The sequence below is a fragment of the Oricola indica genome, from assembly GCF_019966595.1.
Classification (GTDB): Bacteria; Pseudomonadota; Alphaproteobacteria; order Rhizobiales; family Rhizobiaceae; genus Oricola; species Oricola indica.
On sequence record NZ_JAINFJ010000004.1, the window covers coordinates 142,901 to 162,251 of the forward strand.

Below are 19,351 nucleotides of genomic sequence, written 5' to 3' on the forward strand. Positions count from 1 at the left end.
CCAGAGCTGTTCGGGAGCGGCGACTCCAGAGTAGTGCCAAAGCCGGTCAGCCGGCGCATCGACCAATTCTGAAATCCTCAGACCAGTCGACGGCCAGGCGCGTAGGGCGGGACGGCGGCGAGGATGTCAGCAGCAGCGGCGCGGGCGCGCGCTTCCTGCAACCCGGACGGCGCCGCATGACCGCCCAGCAGGGAAACGAGCATGTCGGATCCGACGAGCCGGTCGAGGAAGGCGGTGGCGAGGCGGCTTCGCTTCTCCGCGCCAAGGCTCCGCGTCTCCTCCCGAAATGCGAGGAAGGCGGCCACCGCATCGCGATGCGTGCCGATCAGGGCGTGCCATGTCCTGTCCGCGAGATCGGGAAAGCGGTCCGCCTCGACTGTGACGGCGCGAAGAAGAGCGACAGTCTCCCTGTCGCCCAGCAGCGCCTGGAACCGCATGGCGCGGGCCTGCAGCGCCTCGCCGAGCGGCTGCGTCAACCCGGCGCCCGGGTCGATCCACCCCGCCTCGACGGCTCGATCGCAGGCCTGCACAACGACCGCGCGGAACAAATCGTCCTTGTCGTCGGCGTGACGATAGAGCGTCATGATCGACACTTTTGCATCCGCCGCGACGGCCTCCATCGTGGTCCCGTCGAAGCCATGCGCCATGAATTGCCGATGCGCAGCGTCAAGAATCGCGGCGCGCTTTCGCGCCATCAGCTTCGCCTTCGGGTGACCCTCAAGCCACTGTTTCATATGGGTTTTCGCTTACCGTTATATGAGAACCTATCGAATCATCTTGGCCATACGAGACGATAGGCTTCATTCTCATAAGCGGTGCGAGAAGCGATCTGCAACCACCGCGTTGCGAGAGGCAGCCCTCTCGAATCGAAAAGCGGGGGAAAACGGCCGCGGCCGCGGCCGCGAAAACCCGGTGTCGAAAAATTTCGGGCGCCGCGATGAAAAAAGAGCGGTCGAAGAATCGTTCGATTGGTCAGCGCGAGAAAACGCGCCGAGCCGCAAAATGGCTCGGCGGGAAAACCCGTCACGATAAAATCGTCACATCACGAAATCGCCGTCGCGCAAAATCCGTTTCCGTGCTCGCGTAAAAACCGGGGAGATCGCTCGCCGCATTTCCGCCCGGTTGAGTGCCGAAACCCCCTCCGGAGAGAATTGCCCTCGATCATCGAAAAAATGGAAAAGGTCCGCAGATGAAACGTCTCGTCAAAATCGTCGCTGTCGTGGTGCTGGCAATCGTCGTCGCCGGGCTTGCCTATGGCGGCAAGGGCTATCTCGACGCGCTGGCCGACGCCGACCAGTTGCGCGTACGCGCCGACGCGCTGATCGCCGACGGGCGCGGCGGCAACGATCTGGGCGAGGGCCGGCTCGACGATCTTCTCAAGGTGCAGGACCCGGCCTTCCGCGACCATGGCGGCATCGACATGAGCACGCCCGGCGCCGGGGTCACCACCGTTACACAGTCGCTTGCCAAGCGGCTCGCGTTTGAGAATTTCCGTCCCGGCATCGGCAAAATCCGCCAGACCGGCTACGCACTCGGCCTCGAGGCGCGGCTTTCGAAGGGCGAAATCATGGCGCTCTGGCTCGATACGCTGGAGATGGGCCGCGGACCGGATGGCTGGATGACCGGGTTTTTCGACGCATCGCAGACGATTTTCGGCGCGCCGCCGGCCGAGATCGGCCGCACGGAATTTCTCAAGCTCGTTGCCGTGATGATCGCGCCGGGAAAATACGACTTGCAGGGCACGGACGCCGAATTGGTGGAAAGGACGGCACGGATCGCACGCCTGACGAAAGGCGAATGCGCGCCGCTCGACAACGGCGATGTCTGGCTCGAAGGCTGCCGGTAGAACCGGCCGGGATCACACAGGCCGGCTCACGCGCCGGCAGCATCGAGGCGCGCTTTCAGTGCGGCGACTTCCTCTTCGAGGGTCTGCACGCGTTGCTCCAGTTCCGTCATCCGGGACGGCGCCGCTTCCCGCGCAGGACTCGCAGGCGAGATATCGGCAATGTCGACGTCGCCGGACAGAAGATGCGCGAAGCGGATCTCCCGCTGACCGGGCGCACGGCCGATCTCCTTCACCAACGCCGGACGGCGGCCGATGAGCATGTCCAGCTCCTCCCGGACACCATCGGCGGAACCAAAACCCGTCATGCGTTCGCTGCGGGTCAGCAGTTCGTTGACCGTCTGCGGCCCGCGCAGCAGCAACAGCGCCAGCAGCACCGATTGCGGAATCGTCAGAACGAACACGGCGCTCGCCGCCTGCTCGAACCGTTCCGTGCGCGAACCGGAGGCCCGCCGGACAAGCTTTTGCTGTTCAAGCGACTGAAGCGCCCGCTGGATGTCGGCAGGCTCGAGCGCCATGACCGGCTCGCGCGACGATTTCTGGTTGGCCGCCGCCTGCAAGGCATTGAAGGTCAGCGGATAGACATCAGGCGTCAGCCGCTGCTTTTCGATCAAACAGCCAAGGACGCGCGCTTCGACGGGATTCAAATGGGGAAGAGGTTCCTGGCTCATCCAATGATGATTAGCCGATTTATGCACTCTGCGGCTAGGCGATTCACGCCGTTATTCCCAGGCAGGCAAAGCACAATATTCAAAGCCCGATCGCCTCGCCCTACACCCGTCGCTCGACCATCATCTTCTTGATTTCCGCGATGGCTTTCGCCGGGTTCAGACCCTTGGGGCAGGCCTGGGTGCAGTTCATGATAGTGTGGCAGCGATAGAGCCGGAACGGATCTTCCAGATTGTCGAGCCGCTCGCCGGTTGCCTCGTCCCGGCTGTCGATCAGCCAGCGATAGGCCTGCAGCAGCGCGGCCGGGCCGAGATAACGGTCGCCGTTCCACCAATAGGACGGGCAGGATGTCGAGCAGCAGGCGCAAAGAATGCACTCATAGAGGCCGTCGAGCTTAGCGCGGTCCTCGTGGGACTGGCGCCATTCCTTTTCCGGCGCCGGCGTCTTCGTTTCGAGCCAGGGCTCGATGGAAGCGTGCTGGGCGTAGAAATTCGTCAGGTCGGGCACGAGATCCTTGACCACCGGCATGTGCGGCAGCGGATAGACCTTCACGACGCCGTCGACTTCCTCGACGCCCTTGGTGCAGGCCAGCGTGTTGGTGCCGTCGATATTCATCGCGCAGGAACCGCAAATGCCCTCGCGGCAGGAACGGCGCAGCGTCAGCGTCGGGTCGATCTTGTTCTTGATGTAGAGGAGACCGTCGAGAACCATCGGGCCGCAATCGTCCATGTCGACATAATAGGTGTCGATGGACGGGTTCTTCCCGTCATCCGGGCTCCAGCGATAGATCTTGTATTCCCGCAGATTGGTCGCGCCTTCCGGCTTCGGCCAGGTCTTGCCCTGCGTGATCTTGGAGTTCTTGGGGAGTGCGAGTTCAACCATTTCTATCGGCTCCGCATCAGTGCGTTCTCAATTCCTTGCGGACGACCAGCTTCAGACCGCTCCAGACATCGGAAACGGCGCAAACCTTGACGTCGACAAGGCCGGACGGCAGCAGCGCATCGCGCACGCCATCCTCTGTAATATCGGTCGCGACCTTCGAGGCCTTCTTCGGCCAGGAAACCCACACCATGCCATCCGGCATGATGCGGTCGCGCAAGGTCTCGGCGTTTTCTGCCAGATCGGACTTCTCGACCGTAAAGGCATGCACGAAATCGTAGTGTCCTTCGCCCGGAAGCGCGTCCCAGCCGATCTTTTCGACAGAGGCGAATTCGCGCGCCCCGGCCAGTTCGGCAACCTCGCCCGGCAGCTCGACGAACAGCGCGGCATGGCCGTCCTTCATGCCGAGCTTGTCCGGCAGGGGCTTTCCAGAATATCCGGCCGCCGCGAGTGCCATCGTCAGTACACCCGCGCCTTCGGTTCGATCTTCTTCGGGTCGATGCCGTCTGCGAGCAGCTCCGTATGAACGGGACGATAGTCGAGCGTGACTTTGCCGGCTTCGTTGACCCAAGCCAGCGTGTGCTTGCGCCAGTTTTCGTCGTCACGCCCGGCGAACTTGCCTTCCGCGTAGTCCTCGCGGGCGTGGCTGCCGCGGCTCTCCTTGCGGGCCTCGGCGCCGTAAACGGTGGTGATGGCGCAGGCCATCAGGTTCTCCAGCTCCAGCGTCTCGACGAGGTCGGAGTTCCAGATCATCGAGCGGTCGGTGACCTTGAGATCGGAGAGTTCGCCCCAGATTTCCGAGATGCGCTTGCACCCGGTTTCGAGCGATTCCTGCGTGCGGAAGACGGCGGCGTCCTCCTGCATGGCGCGCTGCATCTTCTCGCGCAGCACGGCCGTCGGCGTGCCGCCGTCGGCATGGCGCAGCTTGTCGAAGCGGGCCATGATCTTGTCGCAGGCCGCCTCGTTGACCTCGGGGATCGACGCCTCGCGGTCGATCACCTCGCCGGCGCGGATCGCCGCGGCGCGGCCGAAGACGACGAGGTCGATCAGCGAGTTCGAGCCAAGCCGGTTGGCGCCATGAACCGACGCGCAGCCCGCCTCGCCGACGGCCATCAGGCCCGGCGCGACCGCGTCCGGACCGCCATTGGCCGGATTGAGCACCTCACCCCAGAAATTCGTCGGGATGCCGCCCATATTGTAGTGGACGGTCGGCAAAACCGGGATCGGCTCCTTGGTCACGTCGACGCCGGCGAAAATCTTGGCGGATTCCGAAATGCCCGGCAAGCGCTCATGCAGCACGGCGGGATCGAGGTGGTCGAGATGCAGGAAGATGTGGTCCTTGTCCTTGCCAACGCCACGGCCTTCGCGGATTTCCATCGTCATGCAGCGCGAGACGACGTCGCGGGATGCGAGATCCTTGGCCGACGGGGCATAGCGCTCCATGAAGCGCTCGCCCTCGGAATTGACGAGATAGCCGCCCTCGCCGCGCGCGCCCTCGGTAATCAGGCAGCCGGCGCCGTAGATGCCGGTCGGGTGGAACTGCACGAACTCCATGTCCTGCAGCGGCAGGCCCGCCCGTGCGATCATGCCGTTGCCGTCGCCCGTGCAGGTATGCGCGGAGGTCGCCGAGAAATAGGCGCGCCCATAGCCGCCGGTCGCAAGCACGACCATCTTGGCGGAGAAGCGGTGGATGGTGCCGTCATCGAGGTTCCAGGCAACGACGCCGGTGCAGACACCGTCGTCGGACATGATCAGATCGAGCGCGAAATACTCGACGAAGAACTGCGCCTTGTTCTTGACCGACTGGCCGTAGAGCGTGTGCAGGATGGCGTGACCGGTCCGGTCCGCGGCGGCGCAGGTGCGCTGCACGGGCGGGCCGTCGCCGTAATTCTGCATGTGGCCGCCAAACGGGCGCTGATAGATCTTGCCGTCCTCGGTGCGGCTGAACGGCACGCCGTAATGTTCAAGCTCGTAGACCGCCTTCGGCGCTTCCATGGCGAGATACTGCATGGCGTCGACGTCGCCGAGCCAGTCGGAGCCCTTGACGGTGTCGTACATGTGCCACTGCCAGCAGTCCGGCGTCATGTTTGTCAGCGAGGCGGCGATGCCGCCCTGCGCCGCAACCGTGTGAGAACGCGTGGGAAACACCTTGGTGATGCAGGCCGTTCTAAGCCCCTGTTCGGCCATGCCGAGCGTGGCGCGCAGACCCGCGCCACCCGCGCCGACCACGACCACATCGAATTTGTGGTCTTCGGTGCGATAGGCCGAGCCGTTCTTGGAAGCGTCAGTATTCATCCGTATCGTTCCCTGGAGCCGCTATCCGGGTTCGCCGGGGCAATCAGCCCGCGAAACCCAGTTTCAGGATGGCGAAGACGCAGAGTGCGCCGATCGCGAAAGTGAAGAAGACATTGAGGAGAAGTGCCGCGAATTTCGCGCCTTCGCCGTGCACGTAATCCTCGATGACGACCTGCATGCCGAGCTTGGCATGGTAGAGGCCGCTGACGACGACGAGCAGCAGGATGACCGCGACGAGCGGGTGACCGAGCGTCGCGCGGACCTCCTCGTAGGATCCGCCGACGCAGGATGCGACGATCCACACGAAGGCGATCATCAGCGGCACATTGGCGACCGCGGTAACGCGCTGGCGCCAAAAATGGCTGGTGCCGTCCTTTGCCGAACCGAGACCGGCGGCACGCTTGTAGGGTGTCAGGATGGACATGGCGTTTCTCCCCTCAGCCCGCGATCGCGGCGATGATCCAGATGACGAAGGTCAGCGCCACGGATGCGGTGATCGTCGCATAGGCAAGCTTCGTCGAGGTGCTTTTCCCGAACAGGTATCCGAGATCCCAAGCGAAGTGGCGCAGCCCGCCCAGCATGTGGTGTATCAGCGCCCATGTGTAGCCGAACAGGATCAGCACGCCGAGCCACGAGCCGAAGAAACCGTTGACGAGCGCGAAATAATCGGGACCCGACGCCGCGGCGATCAGCCACCACGCGACAAGGATGGTGCCGACATAGAGCGCCATGCCGGTGATGCGATGGGCGATCGACATCATCATTGTCGGAATCGGCTTGTAGATTTGAAGATGCGGCGAAAGCGGACGCTCGCTCTTGGCAGGACTGGAAGCGCTCACGACTGGCTGCTCCTCATATGTGACTCGGGCCGGTGCACGTTGGAGTGCACCCGTTAATAGGGCGGCAATCGCGCCGCGTCAAAGGAACGCGGCATCATAGGTTTCATCCCTTAGTGGGATTGTGCTGCATTGCAACAGCATCGCCGCATTTCAATCGATTGGATTTGGAGCGCGGGCGGAAAGGTCTCCGAGGGCTGCATTCAAGGCGCTGTTTCGTAACGCGAAAAGCCATCACCGGGTGCATACCATAGGCTTTTGGCCGGAAACGAACCAGGTCGCGCTGCGCCCTTCCAGGATCAGCGCATGGATACCTTCCGCGTAGCGGACTTTCTGGCCCGCCGGGCTCGCCGGCATGGTAGCCGAATAGCCGCGGCTGTCAGAAGCCGTCACGGTCGCGCCGGCGCGCTCGAGGGTCAGCGTCACGTTGTCCGAACAGCGATAGCGTGCATCGCCGCCTTGCGAGGACGGAAATCCGTCGAAACCGATGGACTGACATCCGGCTAGGACAATCGGAAGGATGAGAGGAAGGAAGGAACGGGAAAGCGTCATGTCGCCGTCATAGTCCCGGCATTTGTGACGGGCAAGCCGTTATGCGGCGGCGATCTTGCCCTTCATAATTCGCGTGTTCTGTTCATGGACGGTCACTCGGTTGCGCCCGTTCCGCTTGGCCCGGTAGAGGGCCTTGTCGGCCATATGGACGGCTTCCGGGAACGGCGCGCCGGCAGGCCAGCAGGCGATACCGAAACTCGCCGTCACGGTCGCGCCGTCGACACAATCCTGATTCAGCGCCTCAAGCGCGCACCGGGCGGATTCGGCATAAAGACGGGCCAGAGCGGGGTCCGCTGCCGCGAACACGACCATGAACTCCTCTCCGCCCCAGCGCACGACGAGATCGTCCTCGCGGGCGGAACAATCGAGAATCCGGGCGAAATTCGTTATCACCCTGTCGCCAGCCTCGTGTCCGTAACGGTCGTTGATCGATTTGAAGCGATCGATATCGGCCATGATCACCATGCGGTCCTGACCGGCGGCGAAGCCGGTGACGCGCGACTCCAGCCCGCGCCTGTTCAGGACCCCCGTCATCGGATCTGTCTCGCTGGTTTCGGTCAGCCCGGCGACGATTTCCATTCCGAACATGACGAACAGGTTCACGGCAATTGCCAGCGCCGCGAAGGAGACCGAGAGCTGAAATGTCAGCGCGGCCGCCGACTGCGGATAATTGGCCTGAGTGAGCGTTCCGCCCTCGAACCAGATCACAACAAGCGTGCGCACCAGCAACTGAAGACCGTTCAAAAACACCAGGGCCTGCAGGACGCGGTCGACCTTTCGGCGCATCTCCCGCCTCAAGGCGATGGCGGGATAGGCGAACAGCACGAACCCGCCGGCGTTCATCAGCAATGTTCGCGCCGCGATCATGTCATGGCCGAACCGGAACCAGGTCAGAAGGGCGAGCATGCAGACGGAAACGCCGACCAGCGCACGCACGGGTACGCGTCCGCGATAAAAGACGAACATGGCCGCGCTGAAGGTCGCGGCTGTGGCCGCATAGACCGGGTTGATGACAAATATCGCAACGTCCGGCGACAGCAGCGGCCGTATGAAATCGCCCAGCAAGCCGATAGCCCCGAGGAGGTAGGAAAAGGCGAAGACCTTCAATGCGCGGACCTCGCGCGCAAAATGCCACAAAACGGCGAACCCGCAGGAAAACACCAGGAAGATCATCGGGCTGATCAACTGAAAGTAGGACTGTTCCTGCACGACCCCTGACCTCACTACGCCACGGGCGGCGCAGCCCGGGCGCGGACAGCCTATGCCGTCAAATTTGATAGGGAGTTAATAAGGGGCTGCGACCAAAGCGCCCCGCAGCCTGCCCGCATGGCACCAAGCCACTTCCGATTCGCCCGGTTCCGCTCTAAAGCGGTATCATGCTCACCATTCTCGCCACCGTCGCGCCGGTTTTCCTCCTCATTGCCTTTGGGTGGATTTCGGTCAGAACGGGGTATCTGCCGGGCGGCATTGCCGAATCGCTGAACGCCTTCGCCGTAAAACTTGCCGTTCCCGTGCTTCTCTTCCGCGCGCTCGAACGGCTTGACCTTGCCGCCGCCTTCTCGCCGCCTCTGCTGATCAGCTATTATGCCGGCGCGTTTACCTGTTTCACGCTCGGCATCATCCTGGCGCGCAAATTCTTCAATCGCCGCCCTGGCGAGGCCGTCGCCGTCGGCTTTGCCGCCACTTTCTCCAACTCCGTCCTGCTCGGCATCGCTATCGTCGAGCGCTCGCATGGCCAAGCGTCCCTGACGGCCGCCTTGGGCATAGTCGCCCTGCATGCGCCATCGATCTACGCCGTCGGCATGGTGACGATGGAACTGATGCGCCGCAACGGGCGAACGCTGGTCGAGACCTTCTCTGTCGCTGGACGCTCCATCATCGCCAATCCGCTCATGATCGGGATCCTGCTGGGTATCATTGTCAACGTGACCGGACACTGGGTTCCGGCCCCGGTCATGGCGGCCGTGGACATGATGGCGGTGGCTGCCATTCCCGTCGCCCTTGTCGGGGTCGGCACGGCGATGACGCGCTACCAGATGAAGGCGAACCTGCCTGAAGCCGGCATGGTCGCCGCGCTATCGCTCCTCTTGCATCCGGCGATCGCATTCGTGCTGTCGCACTTTGTCTTCGACCTCCCGCCAGACACCGTGCGCGCCGCCGTGACGGTCGCCGCAATGCCGCCCGGCCTGAACATCTACCTCTTCGCGGTGATGTACGACCGCGCGGTCAACCTCGCCGCCTCCGCCTTCCTGCTGGCGACGACGCTCTCCGTGATCACCGTGACGTTCTGGATTTACGTCCTCAACCACGTCGTTCTGGGATGATGGCAGGTGACCTGCGGTCAGGCGACGGCGGATGCCTGTCCTGCCGGGTCCAGGCCGTCGACACAGACGCGGTTTCGGCCCTCGCGCTTGGCGCGGTAAAGCGCCACGTCCGCACGGCGCCCGATGACCCGGACATCGCGGTTGTTCTCGCAGGCGGCCACACCGAAACTCGCCGTGACCGTACGGCCGCCGAGACAGTCATGCGCGAACGCTTCCCATCGGGTCCGCACGCCCTCGGCGAATAGCCGCGCCGCCGCGGCGTCGGCATGGGAAAGGATAACCAGAAACTCCTCGCCGCCCCAGCGGACGACGAAATCGCCTTCGCGCGCGGCATCGCACAGGAGACGCGCAAACGCGCTGATGACCAGATCGCCAGCCTCGTGACCATAGCGGTCGTTGACGGCCTTGAACCAGTCGATATCAGCCATGACGACAGCCCGGGAAGAACCGCCCGCCTGTCCGTCGCGGACAAATGAATCGATGCGCGCCTCGAAACCCCGCCGGTTGAGCGTGCCGGTCAGCGGATCGGTTTCGCTGCTTTCGGTCAGCCTCCGCAGAATTTCGGTGCCGTACATTGTGAACAAAGCGCCGGCGACGGCCAGTGAGACGACGGCGAGCAGCATCTGCAGCGTCACCGACGCCAGAGACCCCGCATAATCGGTATCCGCCATTGTCGCGCCGACGAACCAGAAGATCACACCCGTGCGAAGAAGAAGCAAAACGACGCTGGCCACGATCACCGTTTGCAGGATTCGGTGGATCCCATCCCGCATCTCGTGGCGCAGTGCATGGATCGCGTGGAGATAGATCAAGGCGAGGCCGGTATTGATGGCCCATGCGCTGGGGACGACATTGGAGAGGCCGTATCGCAGCGCCGCATAACAAACCATCACTGCCGCTGCGGATATCGTCAGTGTTTTCCACGGTACCCGGTTCCGGTAACGCGCATGGAGGCCCGCGCAGAAGAAGACGGTTGTCGCAAGGTATAGCGTGCTGAGAACCGCAGAGGCGACACCCGGATAAAACGCGGACTGCAGAAAATCCACGATCATCGCGCAGGAAGCGGCGAAATAGGAAACCGCGAAGAAGCGCAACGAACTGATATCGCGCGCAGTTCGCCACAGCAGGAGAAACCCGCCCGAAAAGGTGAGCGAGATCAAAGGTGTCAGGAGCTGAAAGTAAGACTGCTCGAACATCCGTCTATCCGGTTGGCTGCACGCGGCGGCCATCGTGTCGGGCAAAATGACTAGCAGGCCCCGCTTGCCATCCCGTTAATCGTGGGCTGCGCGGCGTTCGAATTGAATACGGCGCCCGCAGGCGCCGTTTTGCTATTTGCGGTCGGTCCGGCCAAGCGATCCCGCCTTGTCGGCGAGTGCCCTGCAGACTTCCGGCCACGCCGTGTCCTCGGGATAAAGCGCGCTACGCAGCCAGGCCCAGACCATGCGGCGGGTCAGCTCCAGCCGGTCGGGATCCTCGTCGTCGGTCTCCCTGGCGTCATGGCCTGCGACGCCGCCGAGCCCGTGCTTGCCGCCGGCAAGGCTGAGAAGATCCTTCGCGCCGGGGCCGTATGTGAAGGGGTCGAGATGCCATTCGGCGCCGCGGGTCGTCAGGTGCGGATTGTCGTCGGCGTCGCCGGCGACCACGAGCGTCGGCGTCGTCATGGTGGAGAAGTCCGGATTGAGGACATGATAGTTCTCGCGCGCGAAGTCGCTGAGGCTGTCGCCGCCATTCCCGGGTGCGGCCAGAAGCACCCCGGCCTTGTAACGGTCGTCGCGCATAACGACGGCCGGGCCGCCATTCTCGACATCGATCAGCCCGGCACCGAGGATCATGCCGACGGTCTGACCGCCCATGGAATGCCCGACGGCGGCAATGCGCTCATGGTCGACCCGACCGGCGACCGCCGGGACCTGCGCCTCGATCTCGTCGAGGCGGTCCACAATCAGCGACATATCCTCGACACGAGAGCGCCAGAACAACGGCGCGCCCGGCGCATCGGCGCCAAGCGCATAGATTTTGGCATTCAGGTGGGTCGGCTGGATCACGACGAAACCGCGCGCCGCCCAGTATTGGGCGACCGGCCCATATCCGTCCAGCGACGGGATATAGAGCGACGGGCCGTGGCCGTGCGACAGGACAATGACCGGCAATCGGTCTCCGGTCACCGGCGCGGACACCCGCAGTTCCAGGTCGATCCCGCGGCCGGGCGCGGCCAGCGTGACGGGCGCGATGGAGACAACAGGGACGGCGTCCGCGACCGGGATGTTCGCGGCCTTGTCGATGAGCTCGTTCATGACGATTTCCTTCGCGGTTCGTTCGGTGTGGCCATGGCCGCCGGGCCGTGTTATCTGGCAGAAACGGAACCATGTTCCGCACCATATACGGAACAATGTTCCGTTTATCAAGTGGAATCATGTTCCGCTTTTAAGAGGCATGCCGTGAGCGAAGGCGAAAACAGACAGAACGAAGCGCTGGAGCGGCGCGTTCGCGCCGATGCGCGGCGAAATCTCGACGGCCTATTGAAGGCGGCGATGGAGGTGTTCGCGACGTCGGGCGTGGATGCGCCGGTGCGTGAAATCGCCGGCAAGGCCGGCGTCGGTGTCGGCACGCTCTACCGCCATTTCCCGCAGCGCTCGGACCTGATCGTGGCGGTGTTCAGGCGCGAGATCGACGCTTGCGCGGACGACGCGCCAGTGCTGGCGGCGCAATATCCGCCCGGCGAGGCGCTGTCGCGCTGGATGCAGCGTTTCGTGGACTTCGTTTCGGCCAAGCGCGGCCTGTCGGCGGCGCTGCATTCCGGCGACCCGGCCTACGAACCGCTACCGGCCTATTTCGACCAACGGCTCCGGCCTGCGCTGGAAAATCTGTTGCAGGCGGCGGAAAAGCCCGGCGAAATCCGCCCCGGCATGGACGCGATCGAATTGCTGCACGCCGTCTCGCGGCTGGCCAGCGCGGGAGGCGATGACGCGAGGCGCATGGTCGCCCTGCTGGTGGACGGGCTGCGTTATCGCGCTGGCGATACGCAGGGCTGAAAAGAAAACGGCGCCCGCAGGCGCCGTTTAAAACCCGAATTTCCCTCGGTCAGAGCGTGCGCACGTCGACGAAATGTCCGGCGATCGCCGCCGCCGCCGCCATGGCCGGCGAGACGAGATGGGTGCGGCCCTTGAAGCCTTGGCGGCCCTCGAAATTGCGGTTCGAGGTCGAGGCGCAGCGCTCGCCCGGTGCCAATCGGTCGTCATTCATTGCGAGGCACATGGAACAGCCCGGCTCGCGCCACTCGAAACCGGCGGCAAGGAAGATCTTGTCGAGACCCTCGGCTTCCGCCTGTTCCTTCACCAGGCCGGAGCCCGGCACGATCATCGCGTTGACCGTGGAGGCGACCGTCTTGCCCTCGACAACCTTCGCCACTTCGCGCAGATCCTCGATGCGGCCGTTTGTGCAAGAACCGATGAAGACGCGGTCGATGGAAATGTCGGTCATCTTCGTGCCCGGCACGAGACCCATATATTCGAGCGCGCGCTTCTTGGAGGCGCGCTTGTTGGCATCCTCGATATCGTCGGGGTTCGGCACCGCGCCCTCGATGGACACGACGTCCTCCGGCGAGGACCCCCAGGAAACGATCGGCGGCAGATCGGCCGCGTCGAGCTTGACCACCTTGTCGAAATGCGCGCCCTCGTCGGTGTTCAGTGACTTCCAGTATTCGAGCGCCATGTCCCAGGCTTCGCCCTTCGGCGCGCGCGGCTTGTCCTTGATATAGGCGAATGTCTTTTCGTCGGGCGCGATCAACCCGGCGCGCGCACCGCCCTCGATGGTCATGTTGCAGACCGTCATGCGGCCTTCCATCGACAGGGCGCGGATGGCTTCACCGGCGAATTCGATGACATGCCCGGTGCCCCCGGCCGTGCCGATCTCGCCGATGATGGCGAGGATGATGTCCTTGGCCGTGACACCTTCGGGAATCTCGCCGTCCACCTGGACCAGCATGTTCTTCGCCTTCTTCTGGATCAGCGTCTGGGTGGCGAGCACATGCTCCACTTCCGACGTGCCGATGCCATGCGCCAGCGCGCCGAAAGCGCCATGCGTCGAGGTGTGGCTGTCGCCGCAGACGATCGTCATGCCCGGCAGGGTAAAGCCCTGTTCCGGTCCGACGATATGCACGATGCCCTGGCGCTTGTCCTTTTCGGAGTAATATTCGACGCCGAAATCGGCGGCGTTCTTTGCCAGCGCCTCGACCTGGATGCGGCTTTCCTCGTTCTTGATGCCTTCAACCCGGTCCGGCGTGGTTGGCACGTTGTGATCGACGACGGCCAGCGTCTTCGTCGGCGCGTGTACCTGGCGATGCGCCATGCGCAGACCCTCGAAGGCCTGCGGGCTGGTGACTTCGTGGACGAGGTGACGGTCGATATAGAGAAGCGACGTGCCGTTCTCGTCGGTATCGACGACGTGGTCGTCCCAGATCTTGTCGTAGAGAGTGCGCGGTGCGGTCATGGTATTTTCCATTCAGGGCTATGAAATTCGTAAGGAAACCGGCCTCGGCCGGGAGCGGCGGACGCTTAGCCGAGCCGCGAAAGCTGCGTCAGCGCAACACGCGCGAAAAAGCGCGACGGCAGGCGCTTGCGGTCCTGCAGCGTAAAGCTCTTGAAGCCCGGATGTCCGAACAGCTGTTCCATGGCGGCGCTCATACCAAGTTTCGTCATGGACGGCAATCTGGGATCCCTCACGGTCGATGCAAGGGACGCGCCCTCAAGCCCCGTCCCCCGAACCGCTGTGCTCTTTCCGCCGGCGGCGACTCTTTTCCTTCAAATCGAACCAGAACTCGAAGCGGCGGATCAGCGTCAGCGTAAGAATACCGAGGAAAGTCGCGAGCGCCGCAATGGAGAACAGGCCAAGGCCGGCCGCGAGTCCGATCGCCGCAGCCAGCCACATGCCGGCGCCCGTCGTCACGCCGTGAACCTCGCCCTTGAAGAAAACGATGAAACCTGCGGCCAGGAAGGCGACGCCGCCGGTGATCGCCTCGACCAGCCGGAGCGGGTCGGTGCGAAGCGCGTCGGAAGAGAATTCCGGCTGGTTGACGAGTTCGATGGCGATCAGCGCGAAAGTCGCCGAGGCGACGCTGACGAGGATATGCGTACGCAATCCCGCTGGTCGTTCCCGCCACTCGCGCTCGAGGCCGAGCACCGCGCCGAGCAGCAACGCCGCCACGAGGCGAAGCGCGATGACGGAGAACGGCAACACGGTTGCGAAATGAGCGGTCAGGGTCTCCTGCATGGCTGAAGCATAACACGCGAGGCGACGAGGCGTTGCATGGCTCAGTTCCGCTCCTGCGCGCGCCGCATCCGCTTTTCCAGCCGCCTCAGCAGGAGAGACAGGCCGATGGTGAGGATCAGATAGATATAGGCGACGATGGAATAGGTCTCGAAGAACCGGAAAGAGCCCGCCGCATAGACCTTGCCCATCTGCGTGATATCGGCGACGCCAAGCACCGAGACCAGCGACGAATCCTTGACCATGGCGACGAAATCATTGCCAAGCGGCGGCAGGATCGTGCGGATCGCCTGCGGAAAGACGATCAGCCGGAAACGTTGCCAGCGATTGAGCCCAAGCGCTTCCGCCGCCTCGACCTGGCCATCGTCGACGGCGAGGATGCCGGCGCGAAACACCTCGGCGATGAAAGCCGAATAGCCGATCATCAGCGCCAGGATCGCCCGCCAGAGAAGCGAGATATCGCGCACCAGAACCGGATCCATGATCCCCGCCGCCTGCAGCGGCTGGGTGACGAGATTGATCAGCCAGACCAGGGCCGGCGCGCCGACAAAGGCGATGTAGAACAGCAGCACCAGAATTGGGATGCCGCGGATCACCTCGACATAGAAGCGCGCTACCTGCCGCAAAATCAGCGAGCCGGACAGGCCCATCAGCGCCAGACCGAGACCGAGAAGCGTGGCGAGCGCGAAGCCGACCAGCGTGACGAAAATGGTAATGCGCACGCCGCGCGCCACGGTGGAAAAGACCTGCGCGTAGAGATCGCTGGAGGCGATCACCAATGCCAGCGTCGCGCCGATGGCGCAGATCGCCAGCAGCCACCACGGAAAGTCCTTCTCGCCGGAATTCTCGCGACGCACCACGCTGTTACCGCCGCCCCGCCCCTGCCCGTAACTTCACGGCGCGGCTACTGGCCGAGCTTGTAGTCGAGGAACCACTTCTTGTTCAGCGCATCGAACGTGCCGTCCGCCTTCAGTGCGGCGATCGCCGCATTGATCGGCGCGACGAGGTCGGAGCCCTTCGGGAAAATGAAGCCAAAATCCTCGGTTCCGAGCGGCTCGCCGATCATCTTGAGAGCACCACCGGAGGATTCGACATAGCCCTGGCCCGCTGTGCCGTCTGTCAGGACAAGATCGACATCGCCGGTGCGTAGCGCCTGCACCGAGGCGCCGAAGGTTTCGAACAGCTTGATGCGCGCATTGCCCTCGTCGCCGTCGAGCACGTCATAAACCGCGACATAGAAAGGCGTGGTGCCGGCCTGCGCGCCGACCAGCCCGTCTTCAAACGCGTTGAACGACGCCGCGTCGGTGAAACGCTCCTCGTCGGCACGCACCAGCATGTGCATTTCGGACCGCATATAGGGATCGGAGAAATCGACCTTCTCACCGCGTTCCTCGGTGATGGTGATGCCGGTCATGCCCATGTCGTACTGTCCGTCCGAAACCGCCTGGATCATCGCGTCCCAGGACGTGTTCTGGTATTCGGCCGTGAAATTCAGACGCTTCGCGATTTCGGCGACCGCGTCATATTCCCAGCCGATCGCATCGCCGGTCTTCGGGTCGACGAATTGCAGCGGCGGATAGGCGTTCTCCGTAACAATGACAACGGTGCGCCCGCCCAGATCGGGAAGGTCCTGCGCCGATGCGGCGACCGGCAAAAGGGTGAGGACGGCGCCAAGGCCGAGGAGAAGACGACGGGAAATCATGGATGGCTCCATTTGTGGCTAAGCTGGAACCGCAGAGACTATCCACTGGAGAGCAGGACGCAAGCCGGCGCCGCGTAAACCGCGTTCAGTTGGCCGGCGGCGGCAAGAAAGCAGCGAGCTCGGACGGCTCCATCTCTTTCAATCGCCCAAGCGCCTGCTTGTAGGTCGATCCGACGACCTGATCGTATTTTTTCCAGTCGAGCATCGAGACGCCGCGCACATTCGGCTGGAACAGCATGTCGACCTCGTCGCGCATCGCCTTCTGTCGCGCCATCGCCGTCACGATGGACGCGGTCAGCAGCGTGTCGGGCAGGCTCGGCAGGCGATAGCGGCGTTTCCTGCGCGGCAGGAGCGCATCCATCAGGATGGCGCGCGGCGAAGGCACGTCCTCCAGATTGTAGCGTTTCTCGACATTGGGCAACAGATCGACGCCGATGATCTTGCCGGCGCCCAGCTTCCCGCGCATCACATCGACCGGAAAATTGTTGAAGCTGCCGCCGTCGAACAATACCTCGCCCTCTTTCAGAACGGGCGGAAAGAGACCCGGTATCGAGAAACTCGCCACCAGATTGCGGGCGAAGTCGCCATGCATCAACACCTGCTCGCGGTGTTTCGTGAAATTCGAGGCGACGACGAAAAAGGTCTTCCACGTATCCTCGAGATCGAGCTCCTGTCCGCCGGTGCGCTCGGCAACGAGCATATCGGTGATCTGGCGCGCGCGCTGTCCCTTGATCAGCGAAACAAGCGGCGCATAACTGTAGTCGCCGGTCAGGTTGCCGAAGCGCGAGGTGACGAACACCCGCCGGGCCATGTCGATGAAATCATCGCCCTCGACCTCCATGGACAGAAACGCGCCCATGATGGCGCCCGCCGACGTACCGCCGACATAGTCGAACTCGACGCCCATCTCGGTCAGGGCGCATGCGACGCCGATATGGGCGAAACCGCGCGCGCCGCCCCCGGCGAAAACGATCCCGATCGCATTGCCGGTCAGGATGCGTCCGAGCCGACGCATGTCCCGGTCGAGCGTCGGGCGAATGTGGAAATGGCGGTCGACCTTGCGGGCTGCCAGCCAGCGCGACGTGCCGCGCGGCGCGACCGCGCCCGCGGGATGCAAGAGGACGAGGGCCACGCGCCCCTGAACCGAATGGTCGCCCTCCAGCATCTGCTTTTCGAAGCGGCCGGGCGCGGGATCGTCATCCGCATTGGCGACAAGCAGGATCTCGTCCGCGTGGTGGATCGCGGTCGTGGACCAGACGGAATCCTGCGGATCGCCGATGAGGAAGATCGCGTCGTGCTCGCCTTCCATGGCGCCGATCTCGGTGGAGATCTCACCGCGCGGACGCAGGATATCGGGTCGCGACAGGTGCCCGAAACGCTCGTGCACCGTATCGGAATCGAGGATGGCGATCCTCTCGCGCCATGGTTTCTGCGCATCGGCCAGCCGCCGGACGAAACTCTGGATATCGATATTTTCGCCGACGGGCAGGATCGTGACGATGACCGGCGGCGCAGGCGCGCGGGTCTTCTGCTGCTGGCGGCGAAACCGCGAGATCACGTGGCGGGTTATCACCAGCGCAAGTTCGGGTTGGCGGCCGATCGCCTGCTCGACCACCTTGCGCGAAACCCTGGCGACGAGCGAATTGCGGATCGCCGCGACTTCCGCACTGCGCGCCTCGTCGGTGAACATCGCGAGTTCGCCGACAGGCTCGCCCCGGCCAATATCGCCGAGAACCCGCCGGCTGCCATCCGCCTCGATCAGGATTGCTCTCAACCGGCCCGAAAGGACGAAGAACACGTCATCGTCGCGGGCGCCTTGCTCGATCAGGACGTCACCGGAATAGAGTTCGAGGAAGGTCGAATTTTCTTCCATGAAACGGATAAAGTCGTCGTCATCGACGGCGAAATAGTCGCGCAGGCACGCATGCAGTTGCGAGAGGTGGCCATCCACGGCACCGCTCTCGCGTCCGGATCTTTCTTCATCGTCCTGTGCGTCGGCGTCGTGAGATGCCTCGCCGGACGCGCGCTCCTCCGTGCGGTCCATCAACTATCCTCTTGTTACAGCTGATAGTTGCAGTTCATTTTCATTTTGACAATAAAAGGACGAAACGAAATTTCACGCACCCGTCTATGATCGTCTCGACGCGGCGAAACGGGTCGCTGAACGGCGTATCGGTGTCGAATATCGGCCGCCGGACGATCTCTATGGCGATCAGGGCGAATGCCGCTGAAACAAAGCAGCGGTCCGGTGCCGCCCTCGCGACGCGGCCTTGATCGCAAACAAAAAAGGCGGGCCAAAGCCCGCCTTTGAAGGACCTGCCGGAGCAGGGAATATCTTATGCGTTGTTGTCTTCTGCCGGTGCTTCGGCTGCCGCGGCTTCCGCCTCGGCTGCCTTTGCCGCTTCCGCTGCTTCCTGGGCTGCCTTCTCGGCGGCAAGCGCCTCGGCTGCGGCGACCTTCTCGGCCTCAATGCGCGCCTTCTCGTCGAGCATCTTCTGGCGTTCGGCGTCGTTCAGCTTGCGGGAACGGGCATTCGTGTTCTCGGAGATACGGGCCTTTTTGCCGGTCAGGCCGCGCATGTAATAGAGCTTGGCGCGACGCACCTTGCCTCGGCGAACGATTTCGACGGCCTCGACCATCGGCGAAAACATCGGGAACACACGTTCCACGCCTTCGCCGTAGGAGATCTTGCGAACGGTGAAGTTCTCGTTGAAGCCGGCACCGCTGCGGGCGATGCAGACGCCTTCATAGGCCTGCAGACGGGTGCGCTTGCCTTCCGTCACACGGACCTGCACGCGAACCGTGTCACCCGGGGAAAAATCCGGGAAGGTGCGCTTGTCGAGAATTTTCTGGGCCTGTTCGGCCTCGAGCTGGCGGATGATGTCCGTCATGATTTCATTCCTCTTGTTCTTTTGAACCGCCAGAGCGCTCGACAAGGGCAGAAAGTGCGTTGACCGTCATGCCTGGCCCGAAGACCGGAGCGTAT

General features: G+C 63.3%; 21 protein-coding genes. 3 read left to right on the forward strand and 18 right to left on the reverse strand.

Annotated features, from left to right (window positions below; translation table 11 throughout):
• Positions 1-77: 77 nt before the first annotated feature.
• On the reverse strand, positions 78-734 hold the full coding sequence (locus tag LC343_RS12280; RefSeq protein ID WP_223477430.1) for a TetR/AcrR family transcriptional regulator: 657 nt from the start codon (positions 732-734) through the stop codon (positions 78-80).
• A gap of 455 nt (positions 735-1,189) precedes the next feature.
• Between LC343_RS12280 and LC343_RS12285 the strand changes: the two genes are divergently transcribed.
• The gene (locus tag LC343_RS12285) at positions 1,190-1,846 is read left to right on the forward strand and encodes a transglycosylase domain-containing protein (RefSeq protein ID WP_223477431.1); all 657 of its coding nucleotides are present in this window, start codon (positions 1,190-1,192) and stop codon (positions 1,844-1,846) included.
• A 26-nt stretch (positions 1,847-1,872) separates the two neighbouring features.
• Here LC343_RS12285 and LC343_RS12290 read toward each other — a convergent pair whose 3' ends face one another.
• The 8 genes from LC343_RS12290 to LC343_RS25260 all read right to left on the reverse strand — a co-directional run bounded on the left by LC343_RS12290 (position 1,873) and on the right by LC343_RS25260 (position 8,283).
• Positions 1,873-2,514: a YceH family protein gene (locus tag LC343_RS12290; protein ID WP_223477432.1), complete on the reverse strand. Its 642-nt coding sequence runs from the start codon at positions 2,512-2,514 to the stop codon at positions 1,873-1,875.
• Positions 2,515-2,614: 100 nt separating this feature from the next.
• Complete coding sequence (locus tag LC343_RS12295; RefSeq protein ID WP_223477433.1) at positions 2,615-3,394, reverse strand: succinate dehydrogenase iron-sulfur subunit; 780 nt, start codon at positions 3,392-3,394, stop codon at positions 2,615-2,617.
• A 16-nt stretch (positions 3,395-3,410) separates the two neighbouring features.
• A complete protein-coding gene (locus LC343_RS12300) occupies positions 3,411-3,848 on the reverse strand; it encodes a DUF3052 domain-containing protein (protein ID WP_223477434.1) in 438 nt (145 codons plus the stop codon).
• 2 nt (positions 3,849-3,850) lie between these two features.
• Positions 3,851-5,686 carry a succinate dehydrogenase flavoprotein subunit gene (sdhA, locus tag LC343_RS12305; RefSeq protein ID WP_223477435.1) on the reverse strand — a complete coding sequence of 612 codons (1,836 nt, stop codon included), beginning with the start codon at positions 5,684-5,686 and terminating at the stop codon, positions 3,851-3,853.
• Positions 5,687-5,729: 43 nt separating this feature from the next.
• Positions 5,730-6,110 (reverse strand): succinate dehydrogenase, hydrophobic membrane anchor protein, encoded by a 381-nt coding sequence (gene sdhD, locus LC343_RS12310; RefSeq protein ID WP_223477436.1) that lies wholly within the window; start codon positions 6,108-6,110, stop codon positions 5,730-5,732.
• 13 nt (positions 6,111-6,123) lie between these two features.
• Complete coding sequence (sdhC, locus tag LC343_RS12315) at positions 6,124-6,525, reverse strand: succinate dehydrogenase, cytochrome b556 subunit (RefSeq protein WP_223477437.1); 402 nt, start codon at positions 6,523-6,525, stop codon at positions 6,124-6,126.
• A 231-nt stretch (positions 6,526-6,756) separates the two neighbouring features.
• The gene (locus LC343_RS12320) at positions 6,757-7,074 is read right to left on the reverse strand and encodes an MliC family protein (protein WP_223477438.1); all 318 of its coding nucleotides are present in this window, start codon (positions 7,072-7,074) and stop codon (positions 6,757-6,759) included.
• A 39-nt stretch (positions 7,075-7,113) separates the two neighbouring features.
• On the reverse strand, positions 7,114-8,283 hold the full coding sequence (locus tag LC343_RS25260; protein ID WP_223477439.1) for a GGDEF domain-containing protein: 1,170 nt from the start codon (positions 8,281-8,283) through the stop codon (positions 7,114-7,116).
• Between the two features lie 167 nt (positions 8,284-8,450).
• On the opposite strand from LC343_RS25260, the gene LC343_RS12330 reads away from it, so the two are divergent.
• Positions 8,451-9,398, forward strand: coding sequence for an AEC family transporter (locus tag LC343_RS12330; RefSeq protein ID WP_223477440.1), 948 nt, complete (start codon positions 8,451-8,453; stop codon positions 9,396-9,398).
• A 17-nt stretch (positions 9,399-9,415) separates the two neighbouring features.
• Here the strand turns inward: LC343_RS12330 and LC343_RS12335 are convergent, their stop codons facing one another.
• A complete protein-coding gene (locus LC343_RS12335; RefSeq protein WP_223477441.1) occupies positions 9,416-10,594 on the reverse strand; it encodes a GGDEF domain-containing protein in 1,179 nt (392 codons plus the stop codon).
• Between the two features lie 132 nt (positions 10,595-10,726).
• Positions 10,727-11,692 carry an alpha/beta hydrolase family protein gene (locus tag LC343_RS12340; protein WP_223477442.1) on the reverse strand — a complete coding sequence of 322 codons (966 nt, stop codon included), beginning with the start codon at positions 11,690-11,692 and terminating at the stop codon, positions 10,727-10,729.
• 144 nt (positions 11,693-11,836) lie between these two features.
• Here LC343_RS12340 and LC343_RS12345 point away from each other — a divergent pair, with 144 nt between their 5' ends.
• On the forward strand, positions 11,837-12,430 hold the full coding sequence (locus tag LC343_RS12345) for a TetR/AcrR family transcriptional regulator (protein WP_223477443.1): 594 nt from the start codon (positions 11,837-11,839) through the stop codon (positions 12,428-12,430).
• A gap of 49 nt (positions 12,431-12,479) precedes the next feature.
• Here LC343_RS12345 and leuC read toward each other — a convergent pair whose 3' ends face one another.
• The 7 genes from leuC to rplS form a co-directional block, all read right to left on the reverse strand.
• Entirely contained in the window at positions 12,480-13,886 is a 1,407-nt protein-coding gene (gene leuC / locus LC343_RS12350) for a 3-isopropylmalate dehydratase large subunit (RefSeq protein ID WP_223477444.1), read from the reverse strand.
• 65 nt (positions 13,887-13,951) lie between these two features.
• On the reverse strand, positions 13,952-14,095 hold the full coding sequence (locus LC343_RS12355) for a hypothetical protein (protein ID WP_223477722.1): 144 nt from the start codon (positions 14,093-14,095) through the stop codon (positions 13,952-13,954).
• Positions 14,096-14,141: 46 nt separating this feature from the next.
• Positions 14,142-14,666, reverse strand: a complete 525-nt coding sequence (locus LC343_RS12360; RefSeq protein ID WP_223477445.1) for an MgtC/SapB family protein — start codon at positions 14,664-14,666, stop codon at positions 14,142-14,144.
• Positions 14,667-14,707: 41 nt separating this feature from the next.
• Complete coding sequence (locus tag LC343_RS12365; RefSeq protein ID WP_223477446.1) at positions 14,708-15,523, reverse strand: amino acid ABC transporter permease; 816 nt, start codon at positions 15,521-15,523, stop codon at positions 14,708-14,710.
• A 44-nt stretch (positions 15,524-15,567) separates the two neighbouring features.
• On the reverse strand, positions 15,568-16,365 hold the full coding sequence (locus tag LC343_RS12370) for a transporter substrate-binding domain-containing protein (RefSeq protein ID WP_223477447.1): 798 nt from the start codon (positions 16,363-16,365) through the stop codon (positions 15,568-15,570).
• Positions 16,366-16,450: 85 nt separating this feature from the next.
• Positions 16,451-18,409: a patatin-like phospholipase family protein gene (locus LC343_RS12375; RefSeq protein ID WP_223477448.1), complete on the reverse strand. Its 1,959-nt coding sequence runs from the start codon at positions 18,407-18,409 to the stop codon at positions 16,451-16,453.
• A 292-nt stretch (positions 18,410-18,701) separates the two neighbouring features.
• On the reverse strand, positions 18,702-19,256 hold the full coding sequence (gene rplS / locus LC343_RS12380; RefSeq protein WP_223477449.1) for a 50S ribosomal protein L19: 555 nt from the start codon (positions 19,254-19,256) through the stop codon (positions 18,702-18,704).
• Positions 19,257-19,351 lie beyond the last annotated feature (95 nt).